Consider the following 12548-nt stretch of genomic DNA (forward strand, 5'->3'; position numbering starts at 1 on the left):
GGTGGCGCTATCACAGCGCACTATTTAGAATCGCCAACCATGAAAACCAATACTCCAGCCGTACATTTTATTGCCATTTCTGCTGATGAAGCAGGACAGCGCATCGATAACTTTTTGCGCACCCAGTTAAAAGGGGTGCCGAAAAGCATGATTTATCGCATTTTGCGTAAAGGCGAAGTGCGGGTGAACAAGAAACGTATCAAACCGGAATACAAACTGGAGGCCGGGGATGAGGTGCGCATTCCCCCCGTGCGGGTGGCAGAGCGTGAAGACGATAATGTGTCACCTAAGCTGGCGAAAGTCGCCGCACTGGAACACGCCATCATTTATGAAGACGACCACATTCTCGTCATGAACAAACCGTCCGGCACTGCCGTACACGGGGGCAGTGGTCTGAGTTTCGGTGTGATTGAAGGGCTGCGTGCGCTGCGTCCAGATGCGCGCTTCCTGGAGTTAGTCCACCGCCTGGATCGCGACACCTCCGGGGTATTGCTGGTGGCAAAAAAACGCTCTGCGCTGCGTTCGCTGCACGAGCAACTGCGTGAGAAGGGCATGCAGAAGGATTACCTCGCGCTGGTACGCGGGCAGTGGCCATCCCATGTGAAAGCGGTCCGGGCACCTTTACTGAAAAATATCCTGCAAAGCGGTGAGCGCATTGTGAAGGTGAACAGTGAAGGCAAACCGTCCGAGACGCTGTTTAAAGTGGAAGAGCGTTATGCCATGGCTACGCTGGTAAAAGCCAGTCCGGTCACCGGGCGTACTCACCAGATTCGCGTACATACATTACATGCCGGGCATCCGATTGCCTTTGATGATCGCTACGGCGAAGCCGATTTTGACCAGCAGCTAAGTGGGACCGGTCTGAAACGCCTGTTCCTGCATGCCGCTGCGCTGCGTTTCACGCACCCGAATACCGGGGAAATCATGCGTGTGGAAGCGCCCCTGGACAACGAACTGAAACGTTGTCTGGAGATTCTGCGTAAACAGTATCCCGCCACGTAGGGTCAGGCAGCCCTGACCCAGGGCGAGGCATGCCTCGCCCCTACGTAAGGACAGGGACTTTGTAGGGGGCAGGTAGCCCTGACCCAAGGCGAGGCATACCTCGCCCCTACGTAAGGACACGGACTTTGTAGGGGTCAGGCATGCCTGACCCAGGCCCCCATGCCGTGCTTCGGTTCTCCATCACACCAGTGGATTAACACCGGCGTTTCTCAGCATGTCGCACAGGGCAATCAGCGGTAGCCCTACCAGTGTATTGGGGTCACGCCCTGACAGGCGATCGAACAGTGTGATACCCAGTCCTTCACTTTTAAAGCTCCCTGCACAGTTAAGTGGCTGCTCTTTGCTGATATAGGCCACGATTTCCTCGTCACTCAGTGTGCGAAAATCGACGCTGAAGGGCTCACAAAGCACCTGCAGTGACGCGTTGCGGCTGTCATAGAGCGCCAGACCGGTATAAAACACCACGCTGTGGCCGCTGGCTGCACGCAACTGCTCCTGTGCCCGTGCGGCTGTGAGAGGTTTGCCAAAAATCTTGCCGGCCACCACGCAGACCTGGTCGGAACCAATGATTAAGTGGTCCGGGTAGCGTCCGGCCAGCGCCTGCGCCTTGGCGGTTGCCAGTCGTACCACCAATTCAGTGGCATCTTCATCGTCCAGCGGTGTTTCATCCACCTCTGGCGCCGCGGTAATAAACGGCAGTTCCAGTTTGGCTAATAAGGCTTTTCGATAGCTCGATGTGGAGGCTAATACCAGGTGGCGCATAATTTTTTCCAGAATATATAGCGAATCAGTGTCAGGCATTTTAAACTATGCGCCGCACTGGATGCGAATCATGGGTGAAAGATGCCGTAAAACGGCCTTTTTCTTTGACTCTATGTCGTTACAAAGTTAATATGCGCGCCCTATGCAAAAGGTAAAATTACCCCTAACTCTCGATGCGACTCGTACCGCTCAAAAACGCCTGGACTACCAGGGTGTTTACACCCCTGAGCAGGTTGAGCGGATTGCCGAGTCGGTAGTGAGTGTGGACAGTGATGTAGAATGTGTCATGTCGTTTGCGATTGACGAGCAGCGTCTGGCAGTACTGAAAGGTACGGCCGAAGTTTCAGTGACGCTGTGCTGCCAACGTTGCAACAAGACTTTTCCGCAGCATGTCCACGTATCGTACTGTTTCAGCCCGGTCGTCACTGACGAACAGGCCGAAGCACTGCCGGAAGCGTACGAGCCGATCAACGTCAACGAGTTTGGCGAAACCGATCTGCTGGCAATGGTTGAGGATGAAATCATTCTCGCCCTGCCTGTCGTTCCGGTGCATGATTCTGAACACTGTGAAGTGTCCGAGGCGGACATGGTCTTTGGTCAGTTGCCTGAAGAGGCAGAAAAACCAAACCCATTTGCCGTATTAGCCAGTTTAAAGCGTAAGTAATAGGAGTAAGGTCCATGGCCGTACAACAGAATAAACCAACCCGTTCCAAACGTGGCATGCGTCGTTCACACGATGCGCTGACCACAGCAGCTCTTTCCGTAGATAAAGTTTCTGGTGAAACTCATCTGCGTCACCACATCACTGCGGATGGTTACTACCGCGGTCGCAAGGTCATCGTTAAGTAATTCCGCGGTCCGCGGCGCTACTTTGACACGTTTGACCCTGGCGATAGATGCCATGGGCGGGGATTTCGGTCCCTGCGTGACAGTGCCTGCATCACTGCAGGCACTGGCCTTAAATCCGCATCTGCATCTCCTTCTGGTCGGCGATCCCGACACCATCACGTCATTACTTGCCAAAGCTGATTCTGCCCTCAAGGCACGTCTGCAGATCATTGCTGCCGAATCGGTTATTGCCAGTGATGCCAGACCTTCACAGGCGATCCGCGCCAGCCGTGGAAGCTCTATGCGTGTCGCGCTGGAGCAGGTGAAAGCAGGGCAGGCACAGGCCTGTATCAGTGCAGGTAATACGGGTGCGCTGATGGGGTTAGCTAAATTATTATTAAAACCGCTGGACGGCATTGATCGCCCGGCGTTGATGACCGTGTTACCGCATCAGCAATACGGGAAAACCGTGGTGCTGGACTTAGGCGCTAATGTCGATTCGGACAGTGCTATGCTGGTACAATTTGCCGTTATGGGCGCGGTGGTGGCAGAGGAAATCCTGGCCATCGACCGACCGAGAGTGGCACTGCTTAATATTGGTCAGGAAGAGACTAAAGGGTTGAGTTCGATACGTGAAGCAGCGGCAATACTGCGTGCATCGCCAGAACTTAACTATATTGGATACCTCGAGGGTAACGATCTTCTCACCGGTAAGACGGATGTGCTTGTTTGCGATGGTTTCGTGGGCAATGTCACGCTGAAAACGATGGAAGGTGTAGTAAGAATGTTCCTTTCGCTGTTGAATTCACAGGGCGAAGGTAAAAAGAAGGCCTGGTGGCTGGGATTGCTGGGACGCTGGCTCAAGAAGCGTCTGGCAAAGAAGTTCGGCCATCTCAATCCCGACCAGTACAATGGCGCCTGCCTGTTAGGATTACGTGGCACCGTGATTAAGAGTCATGGCGCGGCGAATCAACGTGCATTTACTGTGGCGATCCAACAGGCAGAGCAGGCGGTGCGGCGGCAAGTTCCCGAGCGGATTGCTGCGCGCCTTCAAGCGGTATTACCTAAGAGTGACTGAGCGTACATGTATACGAAGATTATCGGTACGGGCAGCTATTTGCCCGAGCAGGTGCGGACTAACGCCGATCTGGAAAAAATGGTAGAAACGTCGGATGAGTGGATTGTCACTCGTACCGGCATTCGTGAACGTCGTATTGCCGGCCCGGACGAAACCGTGGCAACCATGGGCTTCCATGCGGCCGAGCGCGCGCTGGAGATGGCCGGTATCGATAAAAATGATATCGGTCTGATCGTGGTAGCGACCACGTCGTCCAGCCACGCATTCCCAAGCTCAGCATGCATGATTCAGCAGATGCTTGAGATTGATGATGCCGCTTCCTTTGACCTCGCCGCCGCCTGCGCAGGCTTCACCTATGCGCTGAGTGTGGCCGATCAGTACATTAAAAATGGTGCAGTGAAACACGCACTGGTGATCGGTGCTGATGTCCTCGCTCGTATGCTTGATCCTGAGGATCGTGGCACCATTATCCTGTTTGGTGATGGCGCAGGCGCCGTGGTATTGGGCGCCAGTGAAGAGCCGGGGATTATCTCTACTCATCTGCATGCAGATGGCCGCTATGGCCAGTTGTTGACGCTGCCTAATCAGGATCGTGCGAACCAGGACACGCCAGCGTATGTCACCATGGCGGGCAATGAAGTGTTCAAGGTTGCTGTGACTGAACTGGCTCACATTGTTGATGAAACGCTGGAAGCCAATAAGCTTGATCGCTCTGCTATCGACTGGCTGGTGCCGCATCAGGCAAACCTGCGTATTATCAGTGCCACTGCCCGCAAACTGGGCATGGACATGGATAAAGTCGTTGTGACGCTCGATCGTCATGGCAACACCTCGGCGGCATCTGTGCCGACCGCACTTGATGAAGCGGTACGTGATGGCCGTATTCAACGTGGTCAGTTGATTCTGCTGGAAGCTTTTGGTGGCGGGTTCACCTGGGGTTCTGCACTGGTTCGCTTTTAATTAAGCAAAAATAGCGATTAACAGGAAATCACAATGACGCAATTTGCAATGGTCTTCCCGGGGCAGGGATCGCAAACGGTAGGTATGTTGGCCGATCTGGCTGCAACGAATCCGCTTGTGGAAAAAACCTTCCGTGAAGCTTCTGACGCACTGGGTTACGATCTCTGGCAGTTAGTGCAACAAGGCCCTGCTGAAGAATTGAACAAAACCTGGCAAACTCAGCCTGCTTTATTGGCTGCTTCTGTTGCCATTTTCCGCGTTTGGCAGGAAAAAGGCGGAAAAGCGCCGTCAATGCTTGCAGGGCACAGCCTGGGTGAGTACAGTGCGCTGGTTTGTGCAGGTGTCATGGCGTTTGCAGATGCGATTAAGCTGGTTGAACTGCGCGGCAAACTGATGCAGGAAGCCGTTCCGGAAGGAACTGGCGCGATGCAGGCGATTATTGGTCTGGACGATGCGTCTATTGCCAAAGCCTGTGAAGAGTCTGCTCAGGGGCAAATTGTCTCTCCGGTGAACTTTAACTCTCCGGGTCAGGTTGTGATTGCCGGTAACAAAGAAGCCGTAGAACGTGCGGGTGCTGCCTGTAAGGCCGCCGGCGCGAAACGTGCACTGCCGCTGCCTGTCAGCGTGCCGTCACACTGTGCACTGATGAAGCCTGCGGCAGATAAACTGGCCGCAGCACTCGAATTGCTGACCTTCAACGCGCCTGCCTTCCCGGTAGTGAATAACGTTGATGTGCAGTGCGAGACGTCAGCAGAAGCTATCCGTAGTGCGCTGGTTCGCCAGTTGTACAATCCAGTGCGCTGGACCGGATGTGTAGAATTTATGGCCGGGCAGGGCGTAACGTCGCTGCTGGAAGTGGGTCCGGGTAAAGTTCTGACCGGGCTGACTAAACGTATTGTTGACACCCTGACAGCGGCGGCGGTAAACGACCAGGCCAGCCTGACAGCGGCGCTTGAACAATAACACGGAGAGAAACATGAACTTCGAAGGTAAAATTGCGCTGGTAACCGGTGCAAGCCGTGGAATCGGCCGTGCGATTGCAGAAACCCTGGTGGCACGTGGTGCCAAAGTTGTGGGTACTGCGACCAGCCAAAGTGGCGCCGACGCTATCAGTACCTATCTGGGCGATAACGGAAAAGGCCTGCTTCTGAACGTGACCGACAGCGCATCGATTGAAAGCGTGTTGGAAAATATTCGCGCCGAATTTGGCGAAGTGGACATTTTAGTCAATAATGCAGGCATCACGCGTGATAATCTCCTGATGCGCATGAAGGACGATGAGTGGCAGGACATCCTGGACACCAATCTGACTTCAGTATTCCGTCTGTCAAAAGCGGTAATGCGTGCCATGATGAAAAAACGTGCGGGTCGAATTATTACCATTGGCTCCGTAGTTGGAACAATGGGTAATGCGGGTCAGGCAAATTACGCGGCAGCAAAAGCGGGTTTGATTGGCTTTAGCAAATCACTGGCGCGTGAAATCGCGTCCCGTGGTATTACTGTTAACGTCGTGGCACCTGGTTTCATTGAAACCGACATGACGCGTGCACTGAGCGAAGATCAGCGTGCGGGCATTCTGGCGGAAGTTCCTGCAGGTCGCCTCGGCGGCGCGCAGGAGATCGCTAATGCCGTTGCATTTTTAGCCTCTGACGAGGCAGCGTACATCACTGGTGAAACGCTGCACGTCAATGGCGGAATGTACATGGTCTGAAAATCACGAAAATTATTTGCGTTATTTGGGGTAAAGGCCGCAGAATAGCGTAAAATCGTGGTTGGACCAGCCGGGATTTAGTTGCATCTTTTTCAACATTTTATACACTACGAAAACCATCGCGAAAGCGAGTTTTGATAGGAAATTTAATAGTATGAGCACTATCGAAGAACGCGTTAAGAAAATCATTGGCGAGCAGCTGGGCGTTAAGCAGGAAGAAGTTGTTAATACTGCCTCTTTTGTAGAAGATCTGGGCGCTGATTCTCTTGATACCGTTGAGCTGGTAATGGCTCTGGAAGAAGAGTTTGATACCGAGATTCCGGACGAAGAAGCTGAGAAAATCACTACCGTTCAGGCTGCTATTGATTACATCAATGGTCACCAGGCATAAGTGAGCATCTCCAGGCGGTCGCTCGACCGCCTGAGTTTTATCTGAACGTCCCACACAGTGTCAACTTTTCCCTCTCTGGAGGACGAACGTGTCTAAGCGTCGTGTAGTTGTGACTGGTCTTGGCATGTTGTCTCCTGTCGGCAATACCGTAGAGTCCACCTGGAATGCTCTTGTTGCCGGTCAGAGTGGCATCAGCCTCATCGACCATTTTGATACTAGTGCCTACGCAACGCGTTTTGCTGGCTTAGTAAAAGATTTTAATTGTGATGAATTCATCTCGCGTAAAGATCAGCGCAAGATGGACGCCTTCATCCAATATGGAATTGTTGCTGGCATTCAAGCCATGCAGGATTCCGGCCTGGAAATCACCGAAGAGAACGCTGAACGTATTGGCGCTGCCATTGGCTCCGGCATTGGCGGTCTTGGTCTTATTGAAGAAAACCACACCTCTCTGGTGAATGGTGGCCCACGTAAAATCAGCCCGTTCTTTGTTCCTTCGACCATTGTTAACATGATTGCGGGTCACCTGACGATCATGTTTGGCATGAAAGGCCCAAGTATCTCCATCGCAACTGCCTGTACTTCTGGCGTGCACAATATCGGTCACGCTGCACGTATCATCGCTTATAACGATGCTGATGTTATGCTGGCTGGTGGTGCTGAAAAAGCCAGTACACCACTGGGTGTGGGCGGATTTGGTGCTGCACGTGCACTTTCTACCCGCAACGATAACCCGCAGGCAGCAAGCCGTCCGTGGGATAAAGATCGTGATGGCTTTGTACTGGGTGACGGTGCAGGTCTGGTGGTGTTGGAAGAGTATGAGCACGCGAAAAAACGCGGGGCGAAAATCTACGCTGAAATCGTCGGGTTTGGGATGAGCAGCGATGCCTACCACATGACCTCTCCACCGGAAAACGGTGCGGGTGCGGCGCTGGCGATGGTGAATGCACTGAAAGATGCACAACTGTCACCAGAGCAAATCGGCTATATCAACGCGCACGGTACCTCGACGCCGGCCGGAGATAAAGCAGAAACGCAGGCAGTGAAATCCGTCTTTGGTGCCAGTGCGAACAGCGTGATGGTCAGCTCGACAAAATCCATGACCGGTCACCTGTTAGGTGCAGCGGGCGCGGTGGAGTCGATCTTCACTATTCTTGCATTGCGCGACCAGGTCGTTCCGCCAACCATCAATCTGGATAATCCAGATGAAGGTTGTGATCTTGATTTTGTTCCGCACACGGCGCGTCAGACAAAAGGTCTGGAGTACACTTTATGTAACTCCTTCGGATTCGGCGGTACCAACGGTTCGCTTATTTTCCGTAAGATCTGAGTTTGTCCTGTCCGATTGAAAGGCCCGCACTGTGCGGGCCTTTTTTTATTCTGATCGTCAGTGAGCGACAATCAGATGATTCTGGCGGGATTGGCAGGTAATCTTGGCACTGACGATAACGGAGAGTGAGCATGATGTGGGTCAATGGTGACACGCGGGACAATATCGATATCCGCGATCGCGCAGTGCAGTTCGGCGATGGTTGTTTTACCACGGCGCGTGTTCAACAGGGCAGGGTAACGTTTCTTGAGGCCCATCTGACGCGTTTACAGCAAGCCTGCGAACGTCTTATGATCGGTGACGTTGACTGGCATAACCTCGAAAAAGAGATGAGCTTTGCTGCGACAACCCGTAGCGATGCCGTACTGAAGGTTATTTTGACGCGTGGCAGCGGCGGACGCGGTTACAGCGCAACGGGCTGCAGCCAGCCGGTACGCATCATATCGCTCGCTGACTATCCTGCTCATTATCATACGCTACGCCAGACTGGCGCACGGCTGGCACTCAGCAGTGTGCGCCTGGGGAAAAATCCCCACCTGGCAGGAATAAAACATCTAAACCGCCTTGAACAGGTGCTGATCCGCACAGAGCTTGAGCAGACTGCCGCCGATGAGGCGCTGGTGCTTGACAGTGACGCTATGCTGGTGGAATGCTGTGCGGCTAATTTATTCTGGCGTACGGGAAATCAGGTGTTTACCCCTGATTTAACGGCATCGGGTGTGAATGGCATTCAACGTCAATGGGTGATGCAGCAGGTGGTTCAACTGGGCTTCACCCTGACAGAAGTCCGTGCTGAGATTGACGCACTGGCGTCGGCAGAAGAAGTGCTGATCACCAACGCACTGATGCCCGTATTGCCGGTTTACCAGGTTGAGAACTGGCATTATTCATCACGCCAGCTTTTTGGTCTGCTCAACCACCATAATGAATGACGTGGGACCTTCATGACTAAACTCCGAAAAACGATAGTAGTGCTGTTCGCATTCGTGCTACTGGTAGTCGCATACGGTTACTGGCAAACACGCCAGCTGGCTGATTCTGCGTTAACCATTGATAAAGAAACGATCTTTACCCTGCCTGCGGGGTCAGGCCGCGTGGTGCTGGAAGCTCAACTGGAGTCGAAGCACATCGTGCCTGATGGCCCGTGGTTTGGCGTTCTGCTGAAGTTGGAACCTGAACTGGCGAAATTTAAAGCCGGAACCTACCGCTTCACGCCAGGAATGACCGTGCGTGAGATGCTGGCGCTGCTGGCCAGCGGTAAAGAGGCACAATTCCCCCTGCGTTTTGTTGAAGGCACGCGTATGCAGGAATGGCTGAGTCAGCTCCGCAATGCGCCATACATTAAACATACCCTGACGGATGACAAACTCACGACGGTTGCCACGGCATTAAAGCTGGAGGGGGAACAAGCCGCCGTGGAAGGCTGGTTTTATCCCGATACTTATCTTTATACGGCGAACACCACCGACGTCGCGCTGTTGAAACGTGCGCATGATCGCATGGTGACGCTGGTTGACAGTGAATGGCAGGGTAAAATGGATAACCTGCCGTATAAAAGCAAAAATGATATGCTGACCATGGCCTCGATCATTGAGAAAGAGACTGCGGTGAGTGACGAGCGTCGTCGCGTCGCCTCGGTATTTATCAACCGTCTGCGTCTGGGCATGCGCCTGCAAACCGACCCGACGGTAATTTATGGTATGGGTGATGCCTATAAAGGCACGCTAACACGCAAGAATCTGGAAACGCCCACGGCATATAACACCTATACGATTAACGGACTGCCGCCAGGCCCGATTGCCATGCCAGGAAAAGCCTCGCTAGCTGCGGCAGCGCACCCGGATAAAACTAACTTCCTCTATTTTGTGGCCGATGGAAAAGGAGGGCATACCTTTACCACCAATCTGGCCAGCCATAATAAAGCCGTACAGGTGTATCGCCTGGCGATGAAGGAAAAAAATGAACAGTAAATTTATCGTTATTGAAGGCCTGGAAGGCGCAGGGAAAACCACAGCACGTGATGCCGTGGTCAGCGAACTTCAGCGCCACGGCATTAACGACATTGTCTTTACCCGCGAGCCCGGCGGTACGCCGCTGGCAGAGAAACTGCGCGAGTTGATCAAGCAGGGAATAAATGATGAACCCATCACCGATCAGGCGGAACTGCTGATGCTGTACGCAGCCCGCGTACAGCTGGTTGAAAATGTCATTAAACCTGCGCTGGCACGCGGTGCCTGGGTGGTAGGGGATCGTCATGATCTCTCATCGCAGGCTTATCAGGGCGGAGGACGCGGCATGGACAGCGAGTTAATGCGCAGCCTGAAGCAGGCAGTACTGGGCGATTTTTCCCCGGACCTGACGTTGTACCTCGATGTCACGCCTGAAATTGGCCTGCAACGTGCCCGTGCCCGTGGCGCGCTGGACCGCATCGAACAGGAATCCCTCAACTTCTTTATCCGCACGCGTGACCGTTATCTGGCGCTGGCAGCCGCTGACACCCGTATCAAAACCGTGGATGCCACCCAGTCACTGGAACAGGTTACCGTCTCGCTGCGCCAGACGCTTGACCAGTGGTTACAGGAACAGCAATGAACTGGTATCCGTGGCTCAATCACAGCTACCGTCAGATCCTCAGCCAGCATCAGGCACAGCGCGGCCATCATGCTTTGCTGATTCAGGCGCTGCCGGGGATGGGCGATGATGCCCTTATCTGGGGGATCAGCCGCTGGCTGATGTGCAAGCGGCCTGATGGCCTGAAAAGCTGTGGTGAATGCCACGCCTGCCAGCTGATGCTGGCCGGAACGCATCCGGACTGGTATCGGCTGGAAGCGGAAAAAGGCAAAAGTTCGCTCGGCATTGACGCAGTGCGCAGTGTCACTGAGAAGCTGTACCATCATGCGCAGCAGGGCGGGGCAAAAGTTGTCTGGCTGCCGGATGCCGGACAGTTGACTGAAGCGGCCGCGAATGCGCTGCTGAAAACGCTGGAAGAGCCGCCAAAAAACACCTGGTTTTTACTCAGTAGCCGCGAACCCTCGGGCCTGCTGCCGACGCTGCGCAGCCGCTGTCTGCTGTGGCACCTCGCTCCCCCCGCAGAAGCACAAAGTCTGCAATGGTTACAGAAACAGTCTGCGGCCGGTCTGAGCGAACGTACTGCCGCCTTGCGCCTGTCAGCGGGCGCACCTGCGGCAGCGCTGGCGTTACTGGACGACAAAATCTGGCAACAACGTCAACGGGTCTGCGAGGCGCTACCTGATGCTTTGCAGGGTGATATGCTGAGCCTGCTTCCCGCGTTACATCATGATGATGCCGCCCAGCGTATTGGATGGCTCTGTTCACTGCTGATCGATGCCGTGAAATGGCAGCAGGGAGGCGGGCAGTTTATCAGCAACGTCGATCGCCAGGCGGACGTGATGCGTATCGCCAGCCTGTTACCGACCAGCGCTATTGATGCCAGTCTGCGCCAGTGGATTATCTGTCGCGACCGCCTGCTGAATGTGGTCGCCGTCAACCGCGAACTGCTACTGACCAATCAGCTGCTAGGCTGGGAAGCCATGCTCAACCCGGCATCGGCCGGTTCACCGCTTTAGAGAGTACATTATGTTTTTAGTTGATTCCCACTGCCACCTCGATGGCCTGAATTATGAAACGCTGCACCAGGATGTGTCGGATGTGCTGGCAAAGGCTGCTGCCCGCGATGTGAAATTTATGCTGGCAGTAGCGACCACGCTGCCGGGCTATAAAGCGATGGTTGACCTGATTGGGGAACGTCCAAACGTTGCATATTCATGCGGCGTGCATCCCCTGAATCAGGAAGAGGCGTATGACTTCGCTGAATTGCGCGAGCTGGCCGCACACCCGCGCGTTATCGCGATGGGTGAAACCGGGCTGGATTATTTTTATCAAAAAGAGACGATGGTGCGTCAGCAGGCCTCTTTCCGCGAACATATTCGCATCGGGCGCGATCTGAACAAACCCGTGATCGTCCATACTCGCGATGCCCGCGAAGATACGCTGGCGATCCTGCAGGAAGAGAAAGCAGAAGAGTGTGGCGGTGTGTTGCACTGTTTTACGGAAGATCGTGAAACCGCCACCCGACTGCTGGATATGGGGTTCTATATTTCTTTCTCAGGAATTGCCACATTCAAGAACGCTGAACAGATCCGCGAAGCCGCCCGTCATGTGCCACTGGACCGTATGCTGGTGGAAACCGACTCGCCGTATCTTGCCCCGGTGCCGTACCGTGGCAAAGAAAACCAGCCTGCTTATACCCGCGATGTAGCGGAATACATGGCGGTGGTCAAAGGGGTCAGTATTGAGCAGATGGCGCAGGCGACCACAGAAAACTTCTCGCGCTTATTTCATGTGCCAATGTCGCGTCTGACAGACTGACATTGAGGCCGGGATTTCTTTTATAGCTCGTAATTAATAAGCAAAAGTCGTAAAGTGCAGCGCCCTTAAATCGGGTGCTGCATTTTTTTTGCGCAAA

15 protein-coding genes are annotated in these 12548 nt (G+C 53.9%); 14 read left to right on the forward strand and 1 reads right to left on the reverse strand.

Annotated elements, in window-relative coordinates:
* The first annotated feature begins 39 nt into the window (after positions 1-39).
* Positions 40-1002: a 23S rRNA pseudouridine(955/2504/2580) synthase RluC gene (rluC, locus tag HHI26_RS17185; protein ID WP_133842818.1), complete on the forward strand. Its 963-nt coding sequence runs from the start codon at positions 40-42 to the stop codon at positions 1000-1002.
* 180 nt (positions 1003-1182) lie between these two features.
* On the opposite strand, the gene HHI26_RS17190 is transcribed toward rluC, so the two are convergent.
* A complete protein-coding gene (locus HHI26_RS17190) occupies positions 1183-1764 on the reverse strand; it encodes a nucleoside triphosphate pyrophosphatase (RefSeq protein WP_133842820.1) in 582 nt (193 codons plus the stop codon).
* Positions 1765-1906: 142 nt separating this feature from the next.
* Between HHI26_RS17190 and yceD the strand changes: the two genes are divergently transcribed.
* The 13 genes from yceD (at position 1907) to HHI26_RS17255 (ending at position 12451) form a co-directional block, all read left to right on the forward strand.
* Positions 1907-2428, forward strand: a complete 522-nt coding sequence (yceD, locus tag HHI26_RS17195; protein ID WP_133842822.1) for a 23S rRNA accumulation protein YceD — start codon at positions 1907-1909, stop codon at positions 2426-2428.
* 14 nt (positions 2429-2442) lie between these two features.
* Positions 2443-2613 (forward strand): 50S ribosomal protein L32, encoded by a 171-nt coding sequence (gene rpmF / locus HHI26_RS17200; protein ID WP_003849870.1) that lies wholly within the window; start codon positions 2443-2445, stop codon positions 2611-2613.
* Between the two features lie 22 nt (positions 2614-2635).
* Positions 2636-3670 carry a phosphate acyltransferase PlsX gene (gene plsX / locus HHI26_RS17205; protein ID WP_159337076.1) on the forward strand — a complete coding sequence of 345 codons (1035 nt, stop codon included), beginning with the start codon at positions 2636-2638 and terminating at the stop codon, positions 3668-3670.
* 6 nt (positions 3671-3676) lie between these two features.
* Positions 3677-4630 carry a beta-ketoacyl-ACP synthase III gene (locus HHI26_RS17210; RefSeq protein ID WP_133842826.1) on the forward strand — a complete coding sequence of 318 codons (954 nt, stop codon included), beginning with the start codon at positions 3677-3679 and terminating at the stop codon, positions 4628-4630.
* A gap of 33 nt (positions 4631-4663) precedes the next feature.
* Positions 4664-5593, forward strand: a complete 930-nt coding sequence (gene fabD, locus HHI26_RS17215; protein WP_133842828.1) for an ACP S-malonyltransferase — start codon at positions 4664-4666, stop codon at positions 5591-5593.
* 13 nt (positions 5594-5606) lie between these two features.
* Positions 5607-6341, forward strand: a complete 735-nt coding sequence (gene fabG / locus HHI26_RS17220; protein ID WP_062743729.1) for a 3-oxoacyl-ACP reductase FabG — start codon at positions 5607-5609, stop codon at positions 6339-6341.
* Positions 6342-6495: 154 nt separating this feature from the next.
* Positions 6496-6732, forward strand: a complete 237-nt coding sequence (gene acpP / locus HHI26_RS17225) for an acyl carrier protein (protein WP_004157115.1) — start codon at positions 6496-6498, stop codon at positions 6730-6732.
* An 88-nt stretch (positions 6733-6820) separates the two neighbouring features.
* Positions 6821-8062, forward strand: a complete 1242-nt coding sequence (gene fabF / locus HHI26_RS17230; protein WP_133842830.1) for a beta-ketoacyl-ACP synthase II — start codon at positions 6821-6823, stop codon at positions 8060-8062.
* Between the two features lie 131 nt (positions 8063-8193).
* Positions 8194-8994, forward strand: coding sequence for an aminodeoxychorismate lyase (gene pabC / locus HHI26_RS17235; RefSeq protein ID WP_159337075.1), 801 nt, complete (start codon positions 8194-8196; stop codon positions 8992-8994).
* A 12-nt stretch (positions 8995-9006) separates the two neighbouring features.
* Positions 9007-10032 (forward strand): cell division protein YceG, encoded by a 1026-nt coding sequence (yceG, locus tag HHI26_RS17240; protein ID WP_133842834.1) that lies wholly within the window; start codon positions 9007-9009, stop codon positions 10030-10032.
* Positions 10022-10654, forward strand: a complete 633-nt coding sequence (gene tmk / locus HHI26_RS17245) for a dTMP kinase (protein WP_133842836.1) — start codon at positions 10022-10024, stop codon at positions 10652-10654. The genes yceG and tmk overlap by 11 nt, the downstream gene beginning before the upstream one ends.
* Positions 10651-11649, forward strand: coding sequence for a DNA polymerase III subunit delta' (holB, locus tag HHI26_RS17250; RefSeq protein ID WP_133842838.1), 999 nt, complete (start codon positions 10651-10653; stop codon positions 11647-11649). Before tmk ends, holB begins: the two co-directional genes overlap by 4 nt.
* Before the next feature lie 10 nt (positions 11650-11659).
* A complete protein-coding gene (locus HHI26_RS17255; protein ID WP_133842840.1) occupies positions 11660-12451 on the forward strand; it encodes a metal-dependent hydrolase in 792 nt (263 codons plus the stop codon).
* Positions 12452-12548 lie beyond the last annotated feature (97 nt).

The sequence above is a fragment of the Erwinia sp. JH02 genome (genome assembly GCF_013074405.1).
Taxonomy (GTDB): domain Bacteria; phylum Pseudomonadota; class Gammaproteobacteria; order Enterobacterales; family Enterobacteriaceae; genus Erwinia; species Erwinia rhapontici.